Consider the following 25,175-nt stretch of genomic DNA (forward strand, 5'->3'; position numbering starts at 1 on the left):
TGGGGCACTCGCAACAAGGTATGGGAGAGCTGAGATGAAGATTGCACCACGTTTGTTGGGATTGTTTGTTGCCGCGCTTGCGGTTGGTTCGATTGCGTCGTATGCGCAGGACCCTGCCCATGCGACGGAGCTGAGGATGGCGCATCCGGGGCCTGGGCCGGATGGGAAGGACCGGATCTCGTTCCTGGCGCATCGGCTGGGTTCGGACCATGCTGAAGCCCTTTCGATGATCGATATGAATGGGGATGGCTTCATCGATCTGACCAGCGGCGCCTACTGGTACGAGAATCCCGGAGCAAATGGCGGCGAGTGGAAGCGGCACCAGTTCCGCTCGGTCGGCATCCACAACGAGTTTGTCTCGGACTGCGGCGAGTGGGCGATCGATGTCGACCACGACGGCCTGGTCGACGTGGTTACGACAGGATGGATCTCGAACGGGCTTTGGTGGTTCAAGAATCCTGGCCCAAAGGCGACGGCTGCAGGGACGCAGTGGGTCGGCGCGAAGATCGCCGACAGCTACGACACCGAGGGTGGGGCATTTGCCGACATAAACGGCGATGGCAAACCGGATGTTGCGCTGGCGCACTACAACCGTTCAGGCGTGATGTGGGCGGACTTCGGCAAGGGAACTCCGAAGATACACCACGTCGGCGGCAAGGCTGAGGATGGCCACGGCATCGGCATCGCGGACATCAACGGTGATGGCAAGGCCGACATTCTGACGACGCACGGCTGGTTCGAGCAGATCGATGCGGACAACGATAAGTGGACGTGGCACGGCGACTGGGACCTTGGCGATGCCGGCTTCCCGATCATCGGCTTTGACGTGAACCATGACGGCAAGCTCGACCTGATCTACGGGCAGGGGCATGGGTACGGGCTCTACTGGCTGGAGCAGGCGGGGACGACATCGAGCCCGAAGTGGATTCGCCACAATATCGATGAGTCCTTCTCGCAGTCCCATGCGCTGGCGCTGGTGGATGTCGACGGTGATGGCGTGCCGGAGCTGATTACGGGCAAGCGTTATCGCGGGCACGGCGGCGACGATCCGGGATCGTACGACCCGAACGTGATCTATGCGTACCGTCTGCCGGGCGCGGAGCAGATCTCCGCGACGAAGGCCCATGCCGGAGACCCGATGGGAGCTTCTGGCCCGGGGTGGCCTGCTGCCATGGTGCTTTCCGCAGCGACCGCCGATCCGATGTGGTTCCGCGAGACGCTCTCGCTTAACGGGACGGCGACGATTGGCACGCAGGTTGTGTACGGCGACTTCGACCATGACGGCGATATCGACATTGCGACGGCAGGCAAGCTCGGCGTGCATGTGCTCGAAAACCTGAAGGTTGTGAAGGTGCCTGGCACCGTGCGTGAGGCTACACAGCCGTTGAATAAGGAGTGGCCGTTCCCGGGTGAAGGGAAGGATGTTCCGCAGGAAGATGGACCTACTCCTCAGTAGGTTGGTGAACAAAAAAAACTCCCCGCTTCGGCGGGGAGTTCTTTTTGCTAGTCACCAAACGAAGACAAGACCTTGGGGTGAATCGCGCTTGATTTGGATTTACCGCGGCTATCAGTGCCACTTAATAATGCTGAGCAGGTTGGAGTAGTCGTCGGTCCAGACCCTGGTTCCTTGCCGCCTCTCCACCGGTACCCAACGGCCCGGGGTGCTTGAGTTTGTCGCGAGATCGTGGATGGCCTTTTCGTCGCGAGCCATGACTATCCAGCGGGATGGAAATTTCCCATCTTCAATCTCTTTAGGAGAAACATACGTGTCGTCCGCAGTGGCGATCTTCAGATGAGCGTCGTCGGCCAGTGCCGCGAGGATGGGCGACATTTGTAGGTAAAGGTTTGAGATCTGGAATACGAGGACTCCTCCGGGAGCGAGCTTGCGCTTGTAGAGTTCCACCGCTTCCCTGGTAACCAGGTGCATTGGTATGGTGTCGCCACTAAAGGCATCGAGCGAGATCAGCCCGTACTGTCCGTCGGGGGCGTCGCGGAGTTTTAGCCTTGCGTCACCCAGGATGATTTTGGCGTTGGGGGCGCACTGGCTCAAAAAGGTGAAGTATTTCGGGTTCTCCGCGATGCCGGTAACGGAGGGGTCAATCTCGTAATAGGTGAGCGTCTGGCCCGGGGCAAGGTGGCAGGCCATGGCACCGGCACCGAGACCAACGACGGCGATATTCCCATGGGGGAGTCTTGCCTGCTCCGTGCGGAAGATGTCGCCGGCGGGACCATTGCGGGTGAAGTAAGCGAGCGGCTCGCGGCTTTTTGTGTCGTCGAGGCTCTGAATACCGTGGATGGTGCCGCCGTGGAAGAGATAGCGGAACTTTCCGTCCGGGTCATTGGTGACACGGGAGACGCCGTAGAAGCTGCGCTCCGCGTGGAGGATATGGCCAAAGGAACCAGGATAGAAGGTGCTCGCAAAGAACAGAGCGGCCACACCTGCGGCAAAGCGCACAGGACGCTTGCCAAAGCTTAGACACCAGAGCATGGCGTAGCCGAAGAGCAGAATGTTTAAGGGGCGGCTTGGTTTGAAGCCGAAGTGTCCGACGCCGATGATAACGGCGAGCATGACGATTCCGAGGGCCAGCGGGAGCAGCCAGTCCTTCCGCTTTGCCCATAAGAGCGCGGAGCCGGTGAGGGCTTTAACGTCGATGGGTGGCCGAAGCAGAGCGGCGGCGATCAAGACTAACGGGAACTCCAATACAGAGTGAAAGACCAGAGGAGCTACGAGCGAGTTGAAGATTCCTCCGATGACACCGCCGACGGAGATCCAGAGATAAAACTCGGTGAGGCGACTTACCGCGGGTCTGCTGCGCGCGAGTTCGCCATGACAGACCAGGGCGACTACAAAGAGGACGAGCAGATAAAGGGTGAGCAGCAGAGCCAGCGGAAGTTTGGTCTGCGACACGACCGGAACGAGCGCGGCAAGGATAAGGAATGGCATGCGCCTGACGAGCCAATCATGAGAGATCAGCTGCCGCTTCGCAAAGACGAGGATGAAGCTGATCAGATAAAGGGCGAGTGGGAGCACCCAGAACAGAGGAATTGCCGGGACATCGGTAGTGAGCGCGGTGGTAATGCCGATCATCAGGCTGGAAGGAACGAAGGCCAGCGCAATCCAGCGCAATCGTTCGACCCAGATACGCTTTGTGGCTGCGGTCTCGGCTTCTGCGAGGTTCATCGTCGCGAGTCTGCTCTTGCTGTTCCAGACCAATGCGGCGCAGGCGAGTGTCATCAGAACGAAGATGATATAGCCGGACTTCCAGAGGCGGCTCTGTTCGCTGAGCCGCAGTAACGGTTCGAGCAGGAAGGGATAGGCCATCAATCCGGCGAGACTGCCTACATTGCTTGCGGCATAGAGGAAGTATGGGTCGGATGCCTGCTTATGATGGGTGTCGCCGAACCAGCGCTGCAGGACTGGCGTAGAGGACGATAGGACGAAGAACGGAAGGCCCACCGAGACTACCAGGACACCCAGCAGCCAGAAGACGGGGCTGTTCTGGGTTGGAGGTTCCCAGCCACGGGGCAGATGAAGAGGGAGCGAGCTGACCAGAAGGGGAAGGAGGACGAGGGTGAGATGGACGACGATCTGGGTCCGGCGGCCCAGCCATTTCATCGCGACATAGGCGTAGAAGTAGCCTGCCAGCAGCATGATTTGAAAGAAGACCATGCAGGTATTCCAGACGGCTGGCGTCCCTCCGAGTAGAGGAAGCAACATCTTCGCGATCATTGGTTCGACAAGGAACAGCAGGGTCGCGCTTGCGAACATCGAAAGTGTGAAGACGATCAACAGCATGAATCGAAGCTCCTCGATCTCTGGCTCGGCTTGAGCGGGCTCGACTCACCCTACGTGTTTCGTTTCGACACACCTATCCCACGAACCGGTTAAAGGGCGGTGCGTGGGCAGGAATTAAAGGCGTAGCGAAACCGGCAAACGCGGGTGTAAAGAAGGATGATGGAATTTTGTGCGAACGTCGTCCGCATTTGTGGTAGCCTTAAGCTGTCGGTTGAACAGATTGGTTTTTGCGGTGGCTGTACGGTAATACCCAATTAGTCCGAGCGTCAATTCAGTATCAAGAAGGAATCAAAATGGAACAGGGAACAGTGAAGTGGTTTAACGACGCTAAGGGTTTTGGGTTTATCAGCAGGCAGAACGGCGAGGATGTGTTCGCACATTACTCGGCGATCACCTCCAGCGGCTTCAAGAGCCTCACCGAGGGTCAGGCTGTACAGTTCAATGTGGTCAAGGGACCCAAGGGCTGGCAGGCTGCGGACATCCAGCCTCTCTAAGCTTCGAAGCAGTATGCAAAAAGGACGGCCTTGGGCCGTCCTTTTTTGCGTTTAATGCCCACCGTTAAAATCCACACCGTCGCCTTGACAAAGTCCTAGATTAGACAGAATCTAAATACGGTGATGGACACGGAATCAATTCGAGAAAGCCTGGAGACTACCGGGCTGAGGTTCACTCCGCAACGCCATTGCGTCATGGCGTTCCTGATGGAGTACCCCGGGCATCCGACCGCGGCTGAGATCTTCGAGGCGGTGAACCGCCTTGATCCGCGGCTGTCGCGGGCCACCACTTATAACAATCTGCGGGACCTAGTGCAGGCGGGGCTGGTGCGTGAGGTGGCAGTTGAAGGCCGTGCTGCGCGCTTTGATGCGAAGGGCGTGCGGCATCATCACTTCATCTGCGACCGGTGCGGCAATGTCGAAGACGTGGAGTGGTACGAGGTGCCGAAGCCTGCGTTGAGCTCGCTGGGCAAGCGGACGCTTCGCGAGTGCGAGTTGATTGTGCGGGGTCTGTGCACGAAGTGCGCTCCCGCCAAGGGCCGCGACGGGGTGAGCGCGGTCTGATCGAGTTTGGATACTTCGGGATGAGTCCGGCGACGGATGAGTCCTTTGACAGAAACGCAGCACAGCAGCGGGGAGCGTGTCCCCGGTAATGAAGGAGCCGAACTTGTCAGAAGAGATGAAATGCCCGGTGCCGCATGGCGGCAAGCCCGATACCAGCACGGAGACAGAGTCGCCGATGCACGGCGCGGTAACCCACAATTCGCGCAAAATCGCCAATAACATGCAGTGGTGGCCGGATCGCCTCGATCTGGCGATCCTTCACCAGAACACCAAGCTTGCGGATCCGATGGGCAAGGAGTTTGATTACGCGGAAGAGTTCAAGACGCTTGACCTGGATGCGGTGATCAAGGACCTGCATGCGTTGATGACTGATTCGCAGAGCTGGTGGCCTGCGGACTACGGTCACTATGGCCCATTCTTCATCCGCATGGCATGGCACAGCGCCGGCACCTATCGCACGTATGACGGACGCGGTGGCGCGGGTATGGGAACCCAGCGCTTTGCTCCTCTGAACAGCTGGCCCGATAACGTGAGCCTGGATAAGGCACGCCGCCTGCTCTGGCCGCTCAAGCAGAAGTACGGGAAGAAGATCTCCTGGGCCGACCTGATGATTCTCACCGGCAACGTGGCACTTGAGTCCATGGGCTTCAAGACCTTCGGCTTCGCCGGTGGACGCGCTGATGTGTGGGTACCCCAGGAAGACATCTTCTGGGGCTCCGAGCACACGTGGCTGGGCAGCGACCGCTACCAAGGCAAGCGCGAACTCGACAATCCGCTGGCTGCAGTGCAGATGGGCCTGATCTACGTGAATCCGGAAGGCCCGGATGGCCAGCCCGACCCGCTCGGCTCCGCGCACGACATTCGCGAGACCTTTGGCCGCATGGCGATGAACGATGAAGAGACGTTTGCGCTGATCGCCGGCGGTCATACCTTCGGCAAGGGCCATGGAGCCTACGATCCGGGTCCGAATGTCGGTCCCGAACCGGAAGGTGCGCCTGTTGAGCAGCAGGGTTTTGGCTGGAAGAACTCCAAGGGCAAGGGCCACTCCGAAGACACCATCTCGAGCGGTCTTGAGGGCGCATGGACGTCGCAGCCAATCAAGTGGGACAACGAGTACCTCGACAATCTCTACAACTTCGACTGGGCGCTGAAGAAGGGGCCTGGCGGCGGATGGCAGTGGTACGCGACGGCCGAAGAGGCCAACATTCCTGATGCGCACGTCGAAGGCAAGAAGCACCTGCCCATGATGTTCACGTCGGACCTCGCGCTGAAGTTCGATCCCGAGTACGAGAAGATCGGCAAGCGCTTCCAGTCTCACCCGGAGCAGTTCGCCGATGCGTTTGCGCGGGCTTGGTTCAAGCTGACTCACCGCGATATGGGCCCCATCGTCCGCTACCTCGGACCTCTGGTTCCCAAGGAGACGCTGCTCTGGCAGGATCCGATTCCGGCGGTCGAATACACCGTGATTGGCGACGCGGAGCTCGCTGAACTGAAGGCGAAGATCCTGGCTTCGGGGCTGACGACTTCGCAACTGGTCTCGACTGCCTGGGCATCGGCTGCAACCTTCCGTGGCTCGGACAAGCGCGGCGGAGCCAACGGTGCTCGCATTCGTCTGGAGCCGCAGAAGAACTTTGAGGTGAACCAGCCACAGGTGCTCGCGAAGGTTCTCACGACGCTCGAGGGCATTCAGAAGGAGTTCAACGCAACTGGCAAGACGGCTTCGTTGGCCGACCTGATCGTGCTTGGCGGCTGCGCTGCTGTTGAAGAGGCTGCGAAGAAGGCTGGGCATGAGGTAAAGGTTCCGTTTACCCCGGGTCGTGGAGACACAACGCAGGAACTGACGGACGTTCACTCCTTCCTACCGCTGGAGCAGACGGCGGACGGCTTCCGGAACTACCTGCGCCTGGGACACAAGGAACGGGCCGAGGCGTTGCTCATCGACCGCGCGCAGTTGCTTACGTTGACTGCTCCCGAGATGACGGTGCTTGTCGGCGGACTGCGTGTGCTCGGCGCAAACTATCGCCAGTCTAAGGAAGGCGTCTTCACCAGCCAGCCGGGGACGCTGACGAATGACTTCTTCGTCAACCTGCTGGATATGGGAACGGAGTGGAAGGCGTCTTCTACCGCAGAGGGTTTGTTCGAAGGGCTTGATCGCTCGACCGGCGAGGTCAAGTGGACCGCAACGCGTGTCGACCTGGTCTTCGGATCGAATTCTCAACTTCGGGCTGTCGCTGAAGTCTATGCGGCTTCCGATGCGAAGGAGGCGTTTGTGAACGACTTCGTGGCTGCGTGGAACAAGGTGATGAACCTGGATCGGTACGATCTGGCGTAAGGCTGGATTGAATCGCAGGAAAAATGGACGGAGGCCGGGAGACTGGCCTCCGTTTTTTGCGCTTTTTAGCGGTTCGCTGCTGACGGACACATCTCGTCGAGTGTCCCCTTGCCAATGAATGTTCGATTTGTTGTAGTCAGGGTCTGAGTGTTCAGGTAGTCCGCAAGATCATCAGCACTTTCATGACTATCGAATACGTAGAAACAGCGGCGCGATTGCAGGTAGGGATCGACTGGGTATGCAGGAAGTTGCGGAAGGATGCCGAGCCATCGGATTACGAGGTTCTCGTTGGTAGCGTCTTTCAGTGCATGCCCCTGCGGCAGGATCAGGTATTCAAGACGGCCGCGCTCCTGTGTTGTAAGCGACTGGTCTTCTTCGGCCTGGAAGAACATAAGGCCCTCCGCCATGACGATCGGGTAGGGCTTGCTCGCGGCTTGCAGAATGGCGCGGTTATCGACGAAGGGTTCGATGCGACGGGGAACCAGCGCATGGGTTGCGATGGCGATCGAGCATAGCGGAACGAGGATGGATCTGAAGGGAAGAGATTCCGCAGCGAAGCAAAGAGCAATGACAGTGCAGATGGATGCGGGAAGGATATACCGCAGGTTATAGGTCCCGCTTACAAGGCGAGCAAACAGAAATGTCGCCAGCGGTAAGAGAGCACACCCGGTGGCTATCCAAAGAAGCGGTCTCCGCGTTTTGGGTTGAACAGAGATTTTGCGATTTCTGATACCTGCGAGATACACGAGCAGTCCCGCGAACAGCAGCAAAAGAAGGCTGACAAAGATATCGACGGGAAATAGGACGAACCAAAGCGATTGCGCGAAGCGAAGAGACGTTGGAGCCGCGTAAAACCCCGGCCCATGGTCCGCGGAGTTGAACCGGCTGGCACGGAGCGCAAGTGGAATCCACAGCGAAATGGACGCTGCAGCGATCGCAAGCGTGATCCAGACGGGCGCGCGAAAGCGCCGCGACGAGAGGCTGTATAGCAACTCCATCGCCGCGAAGGGAACCAGGTAGAGGATGCTGTAGAAGTGGAGCGTGATCGCCGCGCTGAGAAGGACGTTGATGCCTGCCAGATTCCACCGAGGATGCCCGCTCTGCTCAAGCCCATCCCACAGCAACAGGGCGAAGGTGAAGCACGTGACCGTCAAAGCGTAAGGCCGAACCTGCTGGGCAAAGACATGAAGCGGTCCGCACAGCACGAGAACCGCAGCTAACGTAGCGATGCTGAAGTCCATGTAGCGTCGCACGAGAAGGAAGATCGCTACGGCCGCCAGCGCGATCCCTACGAAAGAGGGTGAACGCAAGGAGAGGTAACTTGCGCCAACAAGCTTTGACCACCAGAGCAGCAGTACGGGGAGACCAGGAGGGGAGTACTCAGCGCCTTTGGCCAGCCCATCATAGATACTTGCTACGCTTCCAAGCCGGACGAGCCAGGTCGTCAGAATCTCATCGAGCCATAGCGGCTGAGAGCGGCTGTAGCGGGTCATCTCCACAAAATAACGAACGAAGATGAAGGAGGTCGCAACGGCCGCGAACCAGTCTTTTCTGGGGCTGAACCAGGAAGAGTCGGAAGAGGTCTTCACGCGTTGCGACTCTTCGTTCGACGTTGCAGCGAGTTCGTTCAATTGGCGTCCCCGACAAGATTTGAACTTGTGTTGTCGCCTTGAGAAGGCGGTGTCCTGGGCCGGCTAGACGACGGGGACGCTTGGGTGTGACTTGGTTCACGCTATCAATGCAGGGGGGCTGTGTCAAAGCCACGGAGGGCGAGGCATAGTATTCTGCAGGCAGAGTCCATGGCTACTTCTCTGCGAAGCTACAAGTATCTTGACGCGCTGACGACGGCGTTCGTGGTGATCCTGCTGGTGTCGAACCTGGTGGCGCAGAAGGTGTGCGTGGTGGGGCCCTTCGATATCTCCGGCGCGATCATTCTGTTCCCGATTACGTACATCTTCGGCGACGTGTTTACTGAGGTGTACGGGTTTGCGGCATCGCGGAGGGCGATCTGGCTGGGGTTCTTCGGGACGGCATTGTTGTACGGTGTGGCATCGATCGTGATTGCTCTGCCGGCCGCTCCGGAGTGGCCGAACCAGAAAGCGTTTGCAACGGTCTTCGGCATCATTCCTCGGATCCTAGTGGCGAGTCTGATCGCGTTCTGGGCGGGAGAGTTTGCGAACTCCTACACGATGGCGCGGCTCAAGCTGTTTACCAACGGCAGAAAGTTGTGGACGCGGACGATCGGGTCGACGGTGGTAGGGCAGGCAGTGGATACGACCCTGGTCATCATCCTGACTTTTGCCGGGACGTACAGCGTTCCCACGCTGATCAAGATCATCTACACCGGTTATCTGCTGAAGGTGGGGTATGAGGTGATTGCAACGCCGATTACATACCTGGTGATCAACTGGTTGAAGCGGGCGGAAGGCGCCGATGTCTTCGACCAGGACAGGGACTTCAATCCGTTCCGGTTTGCGACGTCCGACCGGCCGTCTGCGTAGCTTGCTTGAAAATTTGTGCAAGTCGCCTGTTTTGAATCGGATAGAATTTACGCATCCCCTGTAGAGACACGGTCATCTAAGGAACGTAGTCTACATTTATCCTGCAACGTTTGTGATCTTGCTCTCCTGCCACGAAGCTCGCTGGCATGGGCAAGGCTGCGGTCGGAGCAGGCATTGTTTTGAACGGACCTGAATCCGTGTAATTTGTGGACGTAAGAAAAATGAAGGAGTTTCACTTGTCAAAGGCATCCAAGGCTCTTCGAACGACGGCGCGCGGCGCTGGGCTGGGCGTAACGCTGGGCGTGGGGATTTTCGCGCTGACCCTGAGCGGCTGCAAGAAGCCGGCCCCGGCGGCTCCCCCGGCGATGCGGGCGACTCCGGTGCAGGTTGCGCCGGTTACGTTGAACCCGGTCCCGAACTCCGACACCTATGTAGCGACGATCAAGAGCCGACGCTCTTCGACGATGCAGCCCCAGGTCGACGGCAACCTGACGAAGATTTATGTGCACTCCGGCGAGGCCGTGAAGGCCGGTCAGGTACTGATGCAGATCGACCCGCTGAAGCAGATGGCCACGGTGCAGAGCCAGCAGGGTACGGAGTCGCAGAAGAAGGCACTCTATCTGTACAACCAGGCGGAGGTGGAGCGGCAGAAGAAACTCTACGAAGCCGGCGTGACGTCCAAGCAGTCCTATGACATCGAGGTTCAGGCGTTCGAAAACGCGAAGGCCGACTACGAGTCATCGCAGTCCCTCACGGGATCGCAGAAGGAACAGCTGAAGTACTACCAGATCCGCGCGCCGTTCGCCGGTATCGTCGGCGATGTGCCGGTGCATGTGGGCGATTATGTGTCTGCCACCACCATCCTGACAACGGTCGATGAGAACGCTGATCTTGAGGCGTACATCTATCTGCCCACTGAGAGGACGAGCCAAGTTCGTATGGGATTGCCGGTGGAGATTCTCGGAAACGACGGGGCGGTACTGGTGAAGTCCGCGATCAACTTCCTTTCTCCTCAGGTGGACAACGGCCTGCAGAGCATTCTGGCGAAGGCTCCGATTCCACGCACCGCGCAGGTGCTGAGGAACCAGCAACTGGTGAATGCGAAGGTGACCTGGAGCACAGCTCCCGCGCCGACGGTGCCGGTATTGGCCGTGGTTCGCGTGGGCGGACAGCCATTCGTCTTTGTGGCTGCACCCTCGCCGGATGGCAAGGGCGGCTTCGCTGCCCACCAGGTGGCTGTGACGTTAGGCGATACCGTGGGCAATACCTATCCGGTGCTGAGCGGTCTGAAGCCCGGCGACAAGGTGATTCTGTCCGGCCTGCAGTTTCTGCAAGAGGGCGCGCCGGTACAGCCGCTGGGATAACGAAGGCGTTGTCAGTTCTCATTTTTTGATAGCGCGGTTGATCCGACGAACGACGGATAACAAGAAGCAAGAGGTTTGACTTGGTAGATTTTTTCATTCGCCGCCCGATCTTCGCTACGGTCTGCGCGCTGCTTATCGTGCTGGCCGGAGCGGTGTGCATCCCGACGCTCCCGATCTCTCTGTATCCGGACCTTGCGCCGCCCCAGGTCGTGGTGAGCTGCAACTACATCGGTGCGAACTCGAAGGACGTTGAGTCGGCGGTCACGACGATTCTCGAGCAGTCAATCAACGGCGTCGAGGGCATGCGGTACATCAGTTCGACGAGCTCGAACGATGGAACGTCGACCATTACGGTTACGTTTCAGACCGGCTATAGCCTTGATATTGCCGCCGTCGACGTGCAGAACCGCGTTTCGTCGGTCTCCGGACGTCTTCCTGCGACGGTGAACAATACCGGCATCTCGATCACCAAGGCGAACGCGAACTTCGTTCTGGCTATCGGCTTTGTCTCGCCTGACAAATCGCTGTCGCCGCTATTTATCTCGAACTATATTGACGTCTACGTAGCCGACGCGCTGAAGCGCGTTCCCGGTGTGGGCGCGGTGGTGATTTTCGGCGAGCGGAAGTACGCGATGCGAGTGTGGCTTGATCCGGCCAAGCTGGCAGCCCGTCAACTGACGGCGCTTGATGTGACGAACGCGCTCTCCGAACAGAACATCGAGGTGCCTGCGGGGCAGCTCGGAATTCCACCGTCCGACGAGAAACAGTCTTTCCAGATCGCGGTCAGGGTCGCAGGTCGTCTCGCAGATCCGACACAGTTTGGCGATGTCATTATCAAGAACAGCTCTACGGGCAACGGCATTGTTCAGTTGAAGGATGTTGGACGCGCGGAGATTGGCGCCGAGAACTACAACACCGACCTGAAGTTCTTTGGCGGGGGTGCGGGCGGAGATGCGGTCGGTGTCGGTGTGCAACAGCTTGCTACCGCGAACGCACTTTCGGTGAAGAAGCAGTGCGAAACGGTGCTAGCGGAACTGAGCAAGTCTTTCCCCCCCGGCATGAAATACGTGGTGGCTGTCGACCAGACACTGGTCGTCTCGGACTCGATCAAGGAAGTCGAGACGACGCTGGCCGAAGCGGTCATTATCGTCATCATCGTCATCTTCCTCTTCCTGCAGGACTGGCGCGCGACGATCATCCCGGCTGTGACCATCCCGGTCTCGCTGATCGGAACCTTCGCGTTCATCAAGCTCTTCGGATTTTCGATCAATTCGCTGACATTGTTCGGCATCACGCTGGCGACGGGGCTTGTGGTCGACGACGCAATCGTCGTCATCGAAAACGTGCAGCGCCACCTTGAAGAGGAGGTGGAGCGTGGCGAGGTCAATGAGAGCCGCGATGCACACCATGCCACCAGTGTCGCGATGGCCGAGGTAACGAGTGCCGTCATTGCGACGTCGCTGGTACTGATCTCGGTGTTCGTGCCGGTGAGCTTCTTCCCCGGAACAACGGGCATTTTGTACAAGCAGTTTTCACTGACGATCGCGTTCGCCATTGCGATCTCGGCGTTCAACGCGCTCACGCTGTCGCCGGCTCTTGCAGCGATCCTGCTGCGGCCGCAGGCGAGGCCGACCGGCATACTGGGGCTCTTGCTGAACCCGATCGAGGCGTTGATCAAGCAGGCGATCAAGATCTACGCGGCGATTGCGACGTTCGTGGTGAGGATTCGCTGGGTTGTCCTGGTCATATTCCTCGTAGCACTCGGGTTGACCGGGTACATGTACCAGCATGTGCCGACAGCGTTTATCCCTGCGGAAGACCAAAGCTACTTCATCATTATCGTGCAGACGCCTCCTGGCGCTTCTCTCGCGTACACGACGGAGTTTGCTACCCGAGGTGCCAACTTGGTGCGACAGGATGATGACGTCTTCGGAACCTTTTCGGTCATGGGCTTCTCGCTTGCGGGCGGAAGCTCGCCGAACTCGGGTCTGATCTTCGCACCGTTGAAGCCGATTGATGATCGTACGAAGAAGGGCGCGGGACACTCTGCGCACGAGATCGTGTCGCGCATCGGGCCGAAGCTGTTCGGCGTTCCGGGCGGGATTCTGTTTGCCGCCGAACCACCAGCGATTGCTGGTCTCGGAACCGTGGGCGGATTCCAGTTCATGCTGCAGGATGCTGGACGTAACACCTTTACCGACATCGACCGTGTGGCCCACCAGATCGTTGGCGCGTCGCGCAATCCGGCTTCGGGACTGACGGCGCTGAACACGACGTTCACGGCGAACGATCCGCAGCTGCAGGTGACGTTCGATCGCGAGAAGGCGAAGACGATGGGTGTGCCGCTCTCTCAGATCACCTCAGCGATGTCGACGTTCATGGGGTCGAGCTACGTGAACGACTTCGACTTCAACAACCGTTCGTATCGCGTGTATGTGCAGGCTGACCAGATGTTCCGGCGCAGCGCGACCGACTTGAAGGGCTACTACGTACGTTCGAACACGAACCAGATGATTCCGCTGGAGAATCTGGTGATGGTGAACGAGACCTCCGGCCCGCAGGTCATCAACCACTACAACCTCTTCCGCTCGGCCGAGATTGACGGATCGCCGGCGCCAGGATTGAGCTCCGGTCAGGGCCTCGAGAACATGGTCAAGCTCTTCGACCAGGTGAAGCTGCAGGGTATGAGCTACTCCTGGACCGGCATTGCGCTTGAAGAGATTGAGTCTTCAGGCAAGGCAATCATCATCTTCGGACTCGGTCTCCTGGTCGTATACCTTGCGCTGGCGGCGCAGTACGAGAGCTTTGCGCTGCCGTTCATCATCCTGCTTGCGGTGCCGATGGCGATCCTTGGAGCGCTGTCGCTGGTCTCCGCTCGCGGACTGGTGGATGACGTATATGTCCAAATCGGACTGGTCATGCTGATCGGTCTGTCGGCGAAGAACTCGATTCTGATTGTTGAGTTCGCCGAACAGCAACTGGAGCATGGCAAGAGCATCATCGAGGCGGCGATCGTCGCGGCAGAGCTTCGCTTGCGGCCTATCCTGATGACCTCGATTGCGTTCATCCTGGGCGTGCTTCCGCTCTACTTTGCGACGGGGGCGGGCGCTTATGGGAGGCACTCCGTAGGAACGGCGATCGTCGGAGGAATGATCCTTTCGACGATCCTGAACCTGGTCTTCATTCCGGTGCTGTATGTCCTGCTGAAGACTTTCCTGGGAATGTTCTCGAAGGATAAGAAGAAGGAAGGCGGGAACCAACCGCCACCGTCGCCTGTAACTCCGTAGGAAATTTGTTCAACGCAAAAGGAAGCGCCCGCTCGATCGATCAAGCGGGCGCTTCCTTTTTGCGAGAGTTAGTTCTTGGCCAGCGTGGGACGAAGAGGACGAAAGTCTTTCAGCTGTTTGCGGGCGTATTCGACTTCTTCCTTCTCCGCCTTGAGAAGGATGCTTTCGTCGGTTGTTACCCGCGCTGGCGGTTTGGCCACAGGATGCGATCCACTCACACCGGAGGGTATGGACCGGGAGCGCAAGGCGTTCCAGGTGCCTGATTGATGAGGTTTCGAGGTCGAGCTTTCGAATGTTGACATAAGAGCTCCTTGAAGAGGAGTTGCGAGGTCACCAGAATTGCGAGGTGGGGGCGGTTAGCACCCGTTCAGCATGAAGTTCGTTGCGAAGGGCTGGAGTCGGCTGGGTTGAGCGACTACGGGGGCATGCCCTCAGTGGCGCGAGTATAACTCTGGTAACCAAGAATAAGCAAAGCCATTGAAGTTAACTCATTGGCTTCCTAAGGATGCGGTGCCTTTTCGGGCATCGCCGTGATGGAACAAGGGACACTTCGTCCTCACTTATTTGAGTCGATTTTCAGGCATGTATATTCACGATTTTCCGCATAATCATTCATGTTGACGCGGCAATTGGCGGCTGCCAAGCTCAGGATCGAGGCCATGTGAGATGAGTACGTCAACAATCGTTCTGAACACCCTTCAATCAAGTGCAGTTTCCTTCCTTTCCAGTTACCGTCCGCGGCTTCTGATGTGCGCGCCCCACCTTTACGACGTGGACTACGTCATCAACCCCTGGATGGAAGGCAATGTTCATAGTGCATCGCGCGAGCGGGCTATGGAGCAATGGAGGGAGTTGTACGACCAATTGTCGCTGGTGGCCGAGGTGGTACTGATTGATCCCCAGCCGGGCTCTCCCGATATGGTCTTTACGGCGAACGCCGGGCTTCTCTATAACGGTGAGGTAGCGATCAGCAGCTTCTTCCATCCGGAACGGCAGGGAGAGGAGCCGCACTTTAGACGCTGGTTTGAAGAGCAGGGTTACAAGGTGCTGGACCTTGCTCGCGCGACTCCGTTCGAGGGCGAGGGGGATGCGCTGTTTTCGGGAGACAGGACGCGGCTGTGGGTTGGGTATGGGCCACGCACCTTGGAGTCCAGCCATACGTTTTTACGCGATGCTTGGGATGTAGAGCTTGTGGGATTGGAGCTGGTCGACCCGCGGTTCTATCACCTAGACACATGCTTCGCGCCGCTGGAGGGAGGGTATGTGATGTATTATCCGGCGGCGTTTGGTGCGGCTTCGTTGCGGAAGATTGAGGCGTTTTATCCGGAGGATAAAAGGATCATCGTGGCGGAGCAGGACGCTGTACGATTTGCCTGCAATGCCGTGAATATTGGTTCGACCATTATTTTGAATAGGATCAGCAATGAGTTGTTAGCTCATTTGAACTCACTTGAGTTTGAGGTGGTGCAGGTGGACTTAAGCGAGTTCCTGCGGGCGGGTGGAGCGGCGAAGTGCCTGGTGATGAAGCTCGAGTAGGTGGCAACCCCCCCGCGTCCCACGCCGTTATTCTGAACGCAGTGAAGAGTCCCCGCATTTTGCCCGGAGCCCATAATTCCTGTGGTGTTAGAGGCGGAATGCGGGGATTCTTAGGCTTCGCCTCAGAATGACAGCACGGTGGTTGTCGGTGGATGCCTTGCGAGCTACTTCATGGATCGCGCGGATTCGATCGCTTCTGTGGTGAGTTTCTGCCGGAGCGCTAGGATTTCTTTCCACGGATCTTTCTTCAGGCGAGATCTCCACACTGCGAAATCGGTGACGCCGAACTTAGGCAGGGCGCTCCCGTCAAGTTCCTTCCAGGCGAGTGGTATCGAGACGTTGGCACCGGGGCGAGCGCGAGGGGAGAACGGGGCGACGGCAGTGGCTCCGCGCTCGTTGCGAAGGTAGTCGACATAGATCTTTCCGACGCGTGCGGACTTCGTCATCTTCGAGAGGAACAGATTCGGCGATGTCTTCTCCATGGCGAGTGCGATGTTGCGGGCAAAGCTCTTGACCGTCTCCCAATCCTGGGTTGGGTCGATCGGAGTTACGATGTGGAGGCCTTTGCCGCCGGTGGTCTTGAGGAAGCTTTCGAGGCCGAGCTTCTTCAACCGTTTGCGAACGTTAGTCGCTGCTTCGGAGAGCGTGGACCAGGAGATCGCGGCGTCAGGGTCGAGGTCGATGATGATGCGATCCGGATGTTCGAGGTCGTCATTCTTTGAACCCCAGGGGTGGATCTCAAGCACGGCCATCTGTGCGAGGCCAGCAAGGGTCTCGCGGCTTTCGAGGGTGATGTAGGGCTCGGGCTTACCGCCTTTCTTGTCAGGCACCATGACGGTCGCGATACTCTTCGGCAGCATGGCGGTGACGTGTTTCTGATAGAAACATGGCGGGCCGACGCCTTCCGGGCAGCGGACGAGGCTGAGCGGTCGACCCGCGATGTGGGGCAGCATGTGTTCTGCGATGGCCCAGTAGTAGTCGGCGAGGGCCTGCTTGGTTAGGCCGGATTCGGTGTCGAGGACCTTGTCGGGATGAGTCAGCCGAACCGGGGCTTTGTCCTCTTCTTTAGGAAGAGAGAGCTTTGCTGCGGCTTTGGGCGCGAGGCGATGAGTGGCTGCCTTTGCAGGCTGTGTGCGTGAGCGCTTCGGCGTCGGTGCGGCGTCTTCGCGGACCACCTCCTTCGCGGGCTTGTCTTCGCGGATGCCGAGGAAGGCGGCCTGACGCAGCTGTAATTCGGCCGTCCATGTAGCGAAGCGGACCTGCGCGACAAGCGTTGGCTTCACCCACTTTGCGCCCTTGCGAGCGGCGGAGGGGATCTCCGCGAAGGGCGATTGCGACGTGGCGAGGGCATCGAGCTTATCGCGGGTGCTGCGGTGGGTCTTCTGGTTGAAGCCGGTGCCGGTGCGTCCGGCGTAGATGAGTTTGCCGTCTTGATAGTAGCCGAGGAGCAGAGCGCCGATGCCGTGAATGCCGTTCGAAGGCAGCGTGAAGCCGCCGATGACGAACTCCTGCTCGTGCAGGCATTTCAGCTTGAGCCAGTCGCCGTTGCGGCTGGAGACATAGGTGGATTGCGAGCGCTTGGAGATGATGCCCTCAGCATGCAGGGCGCAGGCGTGCTGAAACATCTGCTCGCCATTGGTCTCGAGGTGCTCGCTGAGACGGAGTACGGTTGGATCGGCACCAGTGAGGACGTCGACAAGGAGGTCTTTGCGGTCGACCAGATGACGGTCGCGGGTACTGTGGCCGTTCAGATGGAGGAGGTCGAAGCAAAAGTAGGTGAGAGGATGTTTCGCGCCGTCCTGGAAGGAGGCCTGGAGATCGGCGAAAGTGGTGGTGCCGTTTTCGGCGACAACGACGACTTCGCCATCGAGCGTGGCTTTTTCAACTGGAAGAGCCCGGACGGCGTCAGCGATGGAGGTCATGCGGTGGGTCCAGTCGAGGCCGCTGCGCGTGAGCATCTGTACCTTATCGCCGTCTTTGCGGGCCTGCATACGGTAGCCGTCTAGCTTGAGTTCGTGGATCCAGCCGGGGCCGGTAGGCGGGGCTTCGGCTTCGAGGGCCAGCTGAGGCTTGATGAAGCTGGGCTGCGACTCGGGTGTCAGGTGCTTCAGGATTGAGTCGAAGGTGAGCCGCTTGACTGGCTCGGAAGTTGCGACCGGAGCAGACTTCTGCGCCTTTGCGGAAACGGCCAGCGGTTTCTTGTCCTGGCGGTACCAAGCCTTGCCCTTTGCCGTGTCCTTGGAGTTCCAAACGTGGTCTTCCTGCGCGGCGATCTGTTCGAGAGAACGCTTGGTGACGACAGAGTTTGGCTCTTCCTCGGTGATTGCGGGGGCGTCGGGCGGGCGCTCGAAGTCGTCGTGTTCCTTGATGAGTAGCCAATTGGGTTTACGCTCCGTCGCAGCCTTGCCACCCATGCGAACAAGCGTCCACTTGCCGTGCATCTTGGTGCCCTTGAGGATGAACTTGAGTGAGCCGTCGCGGAGGCCGGCATCGACGTCGGCATGGCCTTCTTGCGGTTCCCAGGTCCCTTGGTCCCAGAGCATGACCGTGCCTCCGCCGTACTGTCCGGCGGGAATAATGCCCTCGAAGCCGCCGTATTCCATGGGGTGATCCTCTACCTGCACGGCGAGGCGCTTATCGGCGACAACATAGCTGGGGCCTTTGGCGCACGCCCAGCTCTTGAGGACGCCGTTCCAGCCGAGGCGGAAGTCGTAATGAAGATGACTAGCGGCGTGCTTCTGGATGCAAAAGGGGAGTGCTTCTTGTTTGTTCTGCGGACCGCCGGAGGGTTCGGCGGTGATACCGAAGTCGCGCATCGAGCGATAGCGAGCGAGTTGCTTGTCGACCGCCTTGGAGGCAGTGGCAGGCGTTGCTCTCCTGGCAGGCTTCTTTGCGGCGGACTTATTTGTCGTTTTCTTAGGAGCAGATTTCTTCGCGCTGGGCATGGTGGCGTATGTCGCTAGAGCTTTTGAGATTCCAGTGTCGGAGGGTCCCGTATTCGTGGGTGGACGTTGGCTCCTTAGCAGGTCCTTCGCTGCACTCAGGATGACGGCAAGAAACGGGCAAAGACGAATGGTGAAACCGATCCCACTTTGCGAGGATGACAAAGAAAGGGGATTATGCGGACTTCCGCTTTGCCGAGGTCTTCGCTGCGGGGGCTGATGTCTTGACCAGGGCGATGCCTTTCTTTGCGGCAGGTGCGCTCTTCGGCGACTTCTTCTTTGAGGATGAAGATTCCGACGGAGCAGATGCAGCGGCTTCCTTGTTGTCGAGGCTCTTGCGAAGGGCGTCCATGAGGTTGACGACGTTGTTGCGCTTCGGCGCTGCCGGCTCATCCTTGGGAATGGGAGCGTGGTTGACCTTGGCTTCGACCAATTCCTTCAGAGCGACTTCGTAGCCATCGACAAATTTCGATGGGTCGAACTTCGCGGCTTTTTTCTTGATCAGCGTCTCGGCGAGATCGAGTGAGTCTTCGTTGATGGCAACCTTCTTGATGTCGCGGAAGTATTCGGCGGGGTCGCGAAGCTCTTCCTGGTAGCGCATGGTGTAGGCCATCATGCCTGCTCCTTCGGGAGCGGCAGTGATGGCGAGTACGTGTTCGCGACCTCCGAAGGCGATCTTGCCGAGGGCAGCCTTTTTTGTCTTTTCGAGGGCAGAGCGCACGACTGCGAAAGCCTCGGTTTGCAGGTCGTTTTCGGGGACGACGAAGTAGGGCTTTTCGAGATACTCCGGGGCGAGGTCGTTGAGGTCAACGAACTGCGTGATCTCGACCGTATGCTTAGAAGGGACGCGAAGATGCTCGATCTCTTCGGGCTCGATGGTGACGTACTGGCCCTTGGAGTACTCGTAACCCTTCACAATGTCGTTCTTCGCGACGGGATCGGAGGCTTCGTCCGGAGACTGTTCGATGGCGGAAGCAAGAACCTTCTGATGGCGAACACGCTCGCCGGTCTTCCGGCTGATCTGATGGAAGTGGATCTCGCCTTTGGACTCTGTGGCGACGAAGAGCTTCACGGTGAAGGAGACGAGAGAGATCTGAATCTGACCGGACCAGTAGGGACGTGGCATGGAGGTAGCCTCAGGTGATGAGATTCTGCTAGATGCGCGAGGGATGTATCGGCCAGCGCGGGATGACATCTCTTGAAGAGGGGCGATAAGATTCTCTTTCGATAAGCGATTCATCCACGAGTCGCAGCGGAGGAACTATGGCTGATCCAATACTTGTTCCCGCAGAAGAGCTGGCAGCAAAGAACAAGGCTCACTTTGCAAATGAGAGCGCGGAGTATCGTGACGCGCGGAATGCACTGTTGCGCGAAGAGATCGAACTACGGAGACAGATCGAGCGGGTTTCGAGCTTGCGGCGCGCCCTGCCTCGGGGCGGCGAGGTAGCGAAAGACTATGAGTTCATCTCGGAGTCTGGCCCGGTTCGCCTCTCCGATCTATTCGGCGACAAGGACACGCTGATGGTCTACAGCATGATGTTTGGGCCGCAGCGTAAGGCTCCTTGCCCGATGTGTACCTCGTTTGTGAGCGCATGGAACGGCGTCGCTTTCAACCTGCGGGAGCGGGTGGCACTGGTGGTGACGGCTCGTTCGCCGATTGAGCGGCTGTTGGAGTACAAGCAAGAGCGCGGCTTCGGCTTCATCCCGTTCGTGTCCGATACGAGCGGCGACTACACGCGCGCCTACGTGACTGTTGACGACGCCGATGTCCCGGGTATGAGTATCTTCACGCGCCGCGACGGCGTGATCTCTCACTTTTACAGTACGGAGATGAGCGGAGAGATGACCGACCCGGGCCAGGATCCTCGTGGTGCGCCGGACCTCGATCCAATGTGGCTGATGCTGGATCTCACTCCCGGAGGACGCGGCACCGATTGGTATCCCAAACTGAAGTACTCGTAGTCCTATGGGCGCAGGTTCTTTTTGAGGAAGTCGATGTAGATGGCCCAGTCGGAGGCGACCATACCGTGGCCGCCGTCGTGCATGAAGTAGCTGAGGTCATGGAAGATGGGATGACCGGCGGCGGGCCAGACGTCCGTGCCCAGGTCTTCTTTGCCGAGCAGCTTGTAGGCCGGGCCAGCGGCGACTTCGGCCAGGAATTCGCCTTTGGGATCGGACCAGTCGTCGGAGCTGCCGGTCTGCAAGAGCAGCGGGCGAGGAGCTATCAGCGAGATGATCAGATTCGCATCCATCGGTGCTTTGTCGGGAAAGCCGCCGTACGTCGCGTAGTTCGGGGCAAATTGGTAAGCGAACTTCGTGGGGTCAGTCAGGTTGGCGATGGTCTCGCCGTAGTTGCGATGGCTGAGTGCCGCGCCGCCTTCGCCCGAGCAGCTTGCGATGACGGCGGCGAAGCGCTGATCGTGCGCACCTGCCCACATGACCGTCTTGCCAAGGCGGGAGATGCCGTGGATGGCGACGTGTTTGGCGTCGATGCTCCTATCGGTCTCGAAGTAGTCCTGCACGCGACTCATGCCCCACGCCCAGGCTGCGACCGAGCCCCAGCCATCCGGAGCGCGACCGGTCTGGCCGGGCTTCTGGTAGAGCGCGCGAATGCCGTTTGAGAAGCCTTGCTGGTAGTCGGGGTCGATGTCGCCGTAGTAATAGGTCGCTACGCCGAAGCCGGCGTCGATCAGCGCTTCCGCGTCGATGTGGCCGAAGTTGTGGCCCGCCGGTGGTTGCGGCGGTACTATGCGCGCGTGTGTCTTGGGGTCCCAGACCTTCTCGGGGATGATGCCGGGATCGTCAACCGCATTCTGAACCGCGCCGAAGTTGATGCTGAAGAGCATCGGCACGGGCTTGGTCGCGTTAGCGGGAAGATAGATCAGGAGGTCGATCGCCGGGCCGGTCTTCTCCTTGTTGAAATAGATGGTGACCTGTTTGCGGATGGCTTTGCCGTTGAGCGCAGGCGTTCCCTTGTCGACGACCTCGAAGCTCTCGTCTGCGGGGCGGCCCGGAGCGCGGCCATACTGTTGAGTCTCGATGATCTCAACGATCTCTGGGCGGCGCTTTGTGTACCAGGTCTTCGCGTCGCGGACGGGCTTGCCGTCGTTGAGCGTGAGCGGGTCGGGTAGGGTGTAGGTGCCGACCTTTGCCTCATCGTAGTTCGTGGGAGTTCCGGCGGTGACTTCAGAGGTGGGCTTTGGCGTTGTCGGCGCCGTCTGCGCCTGCAAGGTACCGGCTAAGAGGAACACAAGGAGAGATTCTCTGAAGGTCATGCAAGGGTTTCCTCGGTGTGCGAGAGACAGCGCAAACGATTCAGATGGGCGATCGGTTACGAGACGCAAGGGTAGAGATGGCTGGGTTGTGCTGTCAACCGAACGACTCTTGCGGAGCTCACGCTGGTAGATTTTGCCTAGGTTTGGACGGACAAAAGTGATACTTTGCGATGTAGAAACTTCAAGGAGCGAGGCATAGAGGATTAATGATTTCGAAGGCGTTTAGATATGGCTTTGTTGCCGCAGTGCTGGCTATCTTGCTCTCGCCATTTGCCGGGCATAACTCCGCGTCAGCGCAGTCACCAAAGCTTGAAAGCTGCAAGCCTGCGAGCGAGCGCACGGGGCAGGAAGGCTGCTGGATTATCGCGAGTTCCCGGTTGGGCAAGCTCGCGGACAAGCCCGTCTTTTGGACGCTTGATGTCTATCCGACGAAGGCGAATGCGGAGCACGATGCGACGCCTGGGAGCACGGTTGTGGAGGCGCTCGGAAAGGTGTGGCTCCTTACCGTGGGCGACAAGATCAAGCCAGCGGCGCAGGCTACACGCATGGCGGAGATTGGGCCATTGCCCGTGAAGGTGGGCGAAGACTATACCGCGCAGTACAGGGAGTCGATCATGCAGCCTGGCGCGGTCAGCCGGACGCACCTGCACTCCGGCCCTGAGATCTTTTACACGGAAGAGGGGCAGACCTGCCTTGAAACGCCAGCCGGGAAGCAGGTGAGCAGCAAGGGAATGAATCTAGTTGTGGCAGAAGGCGAGCCGATGGAGTTGATGGCCACCGGCAGCGAGATGCGCCGAGGCATCGTGCTGGTGTTGCACTCGTCCGATAAGCCACACACTACGCTGGTTACCGATTGGCACTCGAAGGGACTTTGCAAAGAGGGGCGCTGATCTCTTCGTCACCGATTCGTGATCTAAGTCCCGAATCGCTTGACGCTTCTTGCCTTCAGCTTTGCAGCTTCTTCTTCGCGATTCTTCGGGGGAGCATTCGTTTCAAGCGAACGCAGGAACTCCGTAGAGATTCCTGTAATGGCGTCGATCGCGGCGAGAAACGTCGCCTCGTTTGCCTTGGATGGCTTGTTGATGCCGCTGATCTTGCGGACGAACTGAAGCGATGCGGCGTGGACTTCGCTATCCGTCACCGGCGGATCGAAGTTGAAGAGCATCTTGATGTTGCGGCACATGGTCTGGAACTCCAATCGTTGTGGCGTTGTTTTCAATCGGCACGGCTACTCTTTGTTCATCCTGGGCTGCGATTGCACTCAGGAATTCGCCGGGACACTGAGGCTTGCCATAGAGCCAACCCTGGCCCATGACAGGAAGGTCAAAGCTGGCGAAGTACGCTGCCTGCTCGGGGATCTCGATGCCCTCCGCGATCACTAACAGCCCGAGACCCGCGGCCAGGGTAAGGATCTGCGGAAGGATGATGCCGGTGACGGAGTCCGTACCGATCGATTGCGTGAAGGCCTTATCGATCTTGATGGCGTCCACGGCGAGGTCTTTCAGGTAGGCGAGGCTGGAGTAGCCGGTGCCGAAGTCGTCGATCTGCACGCTGTGGCCGCGCTCGCGGAGCCGATGGACGGCTTCGATGGCAACGCTGTGCCGGGCGGTTGCGCTCTCCGTCAGTTCGAGCACCAGCTTGTGCGGAGAGACCCCCGCTTTGGTCAGGGAGTCTTCCAGCATGGGCAGCAACTGCGGGTCCGCAAGATCGCTCGCGGTGAGATTTATGTGTACTCGGAAATCGCTGTCGTCGCTGCGCAGCGTATCTCCTAAATCGTGCAGCGTATGACGCAGCGCCAGCCGGGCTACTTCAAGTGCAAGTCCCCTCTCTTCCGCGAGGGGGATAAAGATGTCGGGGCCGACTTGAAGGCCGTCGTCGTCCTTCCAACGCGCGAGCGTCTCCGCTGCCACGATGTGGCCGCTGGAGAGGTCGACGATGGGCTGGTAGACGAAGTAGAGTCTGTCTGCGCGAATCGCCTTGATCAGCTGCTGAGGCATGCTGCGGCGGCGCCAGTAAAGAAGAAGGACGAGCGCTGACGTAAGCCCGCAAGGCACAGCGCCGCGAAAGGCGTAGAGCGCGAGCAGGCTTCTCTGCGCGTGCAGGGCCGCTGAGAGGGAGCCGAAGGAGGTGGCGCAGTCGACCTGGCCGTGAACGCTGTCACTCAGGCCGATGGAGCCGCTGGTGCAAACCGTGCCGAAGAGATTGTCGCCGATGCGTCCTGCGGTTTCGTGATCGATGGTTGCGCCGGGAAGCGTCTTGGATCTTCCCAGGGGAGCTGTGGAGGTGAGGCTCGTCGCTCCCGAGGAGAAGACCTCGCGGGTCTTTCGCATCTCGTGGATGTGGACGCTTAGCTCGGGCGATTCGACGGCGAAGAAGTTGCCACGTTGGCGAATAAACACCGGAGTTCCGCTGACGACGTAGGGAGCCATGTCCCGAAAGACGGTCGTGCCGTCGGAGTAGTGATAGGTTGCGGTGAACTGGGCCTGCGGCAGGTGGTCCTTGCCAAAGACGGCGGAACAGAGGATCTTGCCATCGCGGATGCGACCGATCTCGCGGAAGTTGACGGAGTGGTAGAGGAGGAGTCGGAGCTGGGCGATCTCGGCGTCGGAGCAGGTGGGCGTCTGGAGGGCGTTGGCCTTGGCGAGGATGTCGTGGGACTCGACGACGAGCGAGTGGATGGTATTCGAGAGCGGCGTCGCATCCTGCTGCAGCACGGCTTCGGCGGCGTTCTGGACGGTATGCCGGCCAGTAAGGTACCCGGCGAGCGCGCCAAGGGCGGTCGCCAGCAGGATCGCGATCGTCGATATCCACAAGCGGCGGTTTGGCCTGAACGTCATCGATTACAGCCTGTGTTGGTGTCTATCCCTGGCTTCGAGATATCTGCCCAAGCCGCTTCCCGCCTAAACCCTCACCGCACAGGGCAAAACTTCGGGAAGCGAGCCAGCATGGAAAGAAGTCTAGCGCAATGTCCACGATTACAAGGTAAGTTTTTCGGGCCGAACACGGCTAAGTCGACATTTCTACAACGAAAGTTTCATGTCGAGGGGGATGGGAGGCCTTGGTTGGAGGGGGTGAGGAACGCCG

General features: G+C 59.0%; 18 protein-coding genes and 1 tRNA gene. 10 read left to right on the forward strand and 9 right to left on the reverse strand.

Features of this window, described 5'->3' with window-relative positions; genetic code table 11:
- Window positions 1-34: 34 nt before the first annotated feature.
- Window positions 35-1,456, forward strand: coding sequence for an FG-GAP repeat domain-containing protein (locus tag HDF16_RS10855; RefSeq protein WP_184216514.1), 1,422 nt, complete (start codon window positions 35-37; stop codon window positions 1,454-1,456).
- Between the two features lie 111 nt (window positions 1,457-1,567).
- Here HDF16_RS10855 and HDF16_RS10860 read toward each other — a convergent pair whose 3' ends face one another.
- Window positions 1,568-3,796 carry a fused MFS/spermidine synthase gene (locus HDF16_RS10860; protein WP_184216516.1) on the reverse strand — a complete coding sequence of 743 codons (2,229 nt, stop codon included), beginning with the start codon at window positions 3,794-3,796 and terminating at the stop codon, window positions 1,568-1,570.
- Window positions 3,797-4,089: 293 nt separating this feature from the next.
- Between HDF16_RS10860 and HDF16_RS10865 the strand changes: the two genes are divergently transcribed.
- From HDF16_RS10865 to katG, 3 genes are all read left to right on the forward strand, one after another.
- Complete coding sequence (locus HDF16_RS10865; RefSeq protein ID WP_184216517.1) at window positions 4,090-4,290, forward strand: cold-shock protein; 201 nt, start codon at window positions 4,090-4,092, stop codon at window positions 4,288-4,290.
- A gap of 123 nt (window positions 4,291-4,413) precedes the next feature.
- Entirely contained in the window at window positions 4,414-4,854 is a 441-nt protein-coding gene (locus HDF16_RS10870; RefSeq protein ID WP_184216519.1) for a Fur family transcriptional regulator, read from the forward strand.
- A 103-nt stretch (window positions 4,855-4,957) separates the two neighbouring features.
- A complete protein-coding gene (katG, locus tag HDF16_RS10875) occupies window positions 4,958-7,186 on the forward strand; it encodes a catalase/peroxidase HPI (protein ID WP_246409013.1) in 2,229 nt (742 codons plus the stop codon).
- Window positions 7,187-7,251: 65 nt separating this feature from the next.
- Here katG and HDF16_RS10880 read toward each other — a convergent pair whose 3' ends face one another.
- Together HDF16_RS10880 and HDF16_RS10885 are read right to left on the reverse strand one after the other, a co-directional pair.
- The gene (locus tag HDF16_RS10880) at window positions 7,252-8,817 is read right to left on the reverse strand and encodes a glycosyltransferase family 39 protein (protein ID WP_184216523.1); all 1,566 of its coding nucleotides are present in this window, start codon (window positions 8,815-8,817) and stop codon (window positions 7,252-7,254) included.
- Between the two features lies 1 nt (window position 8,818).
- Window positions 8,819-8,895, reverse strand: a tRNA-Glu gene (locus tag HDF16_RS10885).
- Between the two features lie 90 nt (window positions 8,896-8,985).
- Here HDF16_RS10885 and HDF16_RS10890 point away from each other — a divergent pair.
- The 3 genes from HDF16_RS10890 to HDF16_RS10900 all read left to right on the forward strand — a co-directional run bounded on the left by HDF16_RS10890 (window position 8,986) and on the right by HDF16_RS10900 (window position 14,338).
- Entirely contained in the window at window positions 8,986-9,687 is a 702-nt protein-coding gene (locus HDF16_RS10890) for a queuosine precursor transporter (RefSeq protein ID WP_246409014.1), read from the forward strand.
- 236 nt (window positions 9,688-9,923) lie between these two features.
- Entirely contained in the window at window positions 9,924-11,051 is a 1,128-nt protein-coding gene (locus tag HDF16_RS10895; RefSeq protein WP_348641296.1) for an efflux RND transporter periplasmic adaptor subunit, read from the forward strand.
- Between the two features lie 80 nt (window positions 11,052-11,131).
- A complete protein-coding gene (locus HDF16_RS10900) occupies window positions 11,132-14,338 on the forward strand; it encodes an efflux RND transporter permease subunit (RefSeq protein WP_184216526.1) in 3,207 nt (1,068 codons plus the stop codon).
- 68 nt (window positions 14,339-14,406) lie between these two features.
- On the opposite strand, the gene HDF16_RS10905 is transcribed toward HDF16_RS10900, so the two are convergent.
- A complete protein-coding gene (locus HDF16_RS10905) occupies window positions 14,407-14,640 on the reverse strand; it encodes a hypothetical protein (protein WP_184216528.1) in 234 nt (77 codons plus the stop codon).
- A 364-nt stretch (window positions 14,641-15,004) separates the two neighbouring features.
- Here HDF16_RS10905 and HDF16_RS10910 point away from each other — a divergent pair, with 364 nt between their 5' ends.
- Window positions 15,005-15,874 (forward strand): dimethylarginine dimethylaminohydrolase family protein, encoded by an 870-nt coding sequence (locus HDF16_RS10910; RefSeq protein ID WP_184216530.1) that lies wholly within the window; start codon window positions 15,005-15,007, stop codon window positions 15,872-15,874.
- Between the two features lie 164 nt (window positions 15,875-16,038).
- Here the strand turns inward: HDF16_RS10910 and ligD are convergent, their stop codons facing one another.
- A complete protein-coding gene (ligD, locus tag HDF16_RS10915; RefSeq protein WP_348641297.1) occupies window positions 16,039-18,981 on the reverse strand; it encodes a DNA ligase D in 2,943 nt (980 codons plus the stop codon).
- A 10-nt stretch (window positions 18,982-18,991) separates the two neighbouring features.
- On the reverse strand, window positions 18,992-19,942 hold the full coding sequence (locus tag HDF16_RS10920) for a Ku protein (RefSeq protein ID WP_184216532.1): 951 nt from the start codon (window positions 19,940-19,942) through the stop codon (window positions 18,992-18,994).
- Window positions 19,943-20,079: 137 nt separating this feature from the next.
- Between HDF16_RS10920 and HDF16_RS10925 the strand changes: the two genes are divergently transcribed.
- Window positions 20,080-20,778 carry a DUF899 family protein gene (locus HDF16_RS10925; protein WP_184216534.1) on the forward strand — a complete coding sequence of 233 codons (699 nt, stop codon included), beginning with the start codon at window positions 20,080-20,082 and terminating at the stop codon, window positions 20,776-20,778.
- A 2-nt stretch (window positions 20,779-20,780) separates the two neighbouring features.
- Here HDF16_RS10925 and HDF16_RS10930 read toward each other — a convergent pair whose 3' ends face one another.
- Window positions 20,781-22,091 (reverse strand): acetylxylan esterase, encoded by a 1,311-nt coding sequence (locus HDF16_RS10930; RefSeq protein ID WP_184216536.1) that lies wholly within the window; start codon window positions 22,089-22,091, stop codon window positions 20,781-20,783.
- Between the two features lie 206 nt (window positions 22,092-22,297).
- Here HDF16_RS10930 and HDF16_RS10935 point away from each other — a divergent pair, with 206 nt between their 5' ends.
- Complete coding sequence (locus HDF16_RS10935; protein WP_184216537.1) at window positions 22,298-22,981, forward strand: hypothetical protein; 684 nt, start codon at window positions 22,298-22,300, stop codon at window positions 22,979-22,981.
- A 23-nt stretch (window positions 22,982-23,004) separates the two neighbouring features.
- Here the strand turns inward: HDF16_RS10935 and HDF16_RS10940 are convergent, their stop codons facing one another.
- Together HDF16_RS10940 and HDF16_RS10945 are read right to left on the reverse strand one after the other, a co-directional pair.
- On the reverse strand, window positions 23,005-23,274 hold the full coding sequence (locus tag HDF16_RS10940) for a DUF2277 domain-containing protein (RefSeq protein WP_184216539.1): 270 nt from the start codon (window positions 23,272-23,274) through the stop codon (window positions 23,005-23,007).
- Window positions 23,222-24,928, reverse strand: a complete 1,707-nt coding sequence (locus HDF16_RS10945; protein ID WP_184216540.1) for an EAL domain-containing protein — start codon at window positions 24,926-24,928, stop codon at window positions 23,222-23,224. The genes HDF16_RS10940 and HDF16_RS10945 overlap by 53 nt, the downstream gene beginning before the upstream one ends.
- Window positions 24,929-25,175: the final 247 nt, after the last annotated feature.

It is taken from the genome of Granulicella aggregans, assembly GCF_014203275.1.
GTDB lineage: Bacteria > Acidobacteriota > Terriglobia > Terriglobales > Acidobacteriaceae > Edaphobacter.

What these genes read in the sequence shown, in the direction of transcription:
- HDF16_RS10855 (WP_184216514.1), top strand. Translation starts at nt 35, where the DNA reads ATGAAGATTGCACCACGTTTGTTGGGATTGTTTGTTGCCGCGCTTGCG.
- HDF16_RS10860 (WP_184216516.1), bottom strand. Translation starts at nt 3,796, where the DNA reads ATGCTGTTGATCGTCTTCACACTTTCGATGTTCGCAAGCGCGACCCTG.
- HDF16_RS10865 (WP_184216517.1), top strand. Translation starts at nt 4,090, where the DNA reads ATGGAACAGGGAACAGTGAAGTGGTTTAACGACGCTAAGGGTTTTGGG.
- HDF16_RS10870 (WP_184216519.1), top strand. Translation starts at nt 4,414, where the DNA reads ATGGACACGGAATCAATTCGAGAAAGCCTGGAGACTACCGGGCTGAGG.
- HDF16_RS10890 (WP_246409014.1), top strand. Translation starts at nt 8,986, where the DNA reads ATGGCTACTTCTCTGCGAAGCTACAAGTATCTTGACGCGCTGACGACG.
- HDF16_RS10905 (WP_184216528.1), bottom strand. Translation starts at nt 14,640, where the DNA reads ATGTCAACATTCGAAAGCTCGACCTCGAAACCTCATCAATCAGGCACC.
- HDF16_RS10910 (WP_184216530.1), top strand. Translation starts at nt 15,005, where the DNA reads ATGAGTACGTCAACAATCGTTCTGAACACCCTTCAATCAAGTGCAGTT.
- HDF16_RS10920 (WP_184216532.1), bottom strand. Translation starts at nt 19,942, where the DNA reads ATGCCACGTCCCTACTGGTCCGGTCAGATTCAGATCTCTCTCGTCTCC.
- HDF16_RS10925 (WP_184216534.1), top strand. Translation starts at nt 20,080, where the DNA reads ATGGCTGATCCAATACTTGTTCCCGCAGAAGAGCTGGCAGCAAAGAAC.
- HDF16_RS10930 (WP_184216536.1), bottom strand. Translation starts at nt 22,091, where the DNA reads ATGACCTTCAGAGAATCTCTCCTTGTGTTCCTCTTAGCCGGTACCTTG.
- HDF16_RS10935 (WP_184216537.1), top strand. Translation starts at nt 22,298, where the DNA reads ATGATTTCGAAGGCGTTTAGATATGGCTTTGTTGCCGCAGTGCTGGCT.
- HDF16_RS10940 (WP_184216539.1), bottom strand. Translation starts at nt 23,274, where the DNA reads ATGTGCCGCAACATCAAGATGCTCTTCAACTTCGATCCGCCGGTGACG.
- HDF16_RS10945 (WP_184216540.1), bottom strand. Translation starts at nt 24,928, where the DNA reads ATGACGTTCAGGCCAAACCGCCGCTTGTGGATATCGACGATCGCGATC.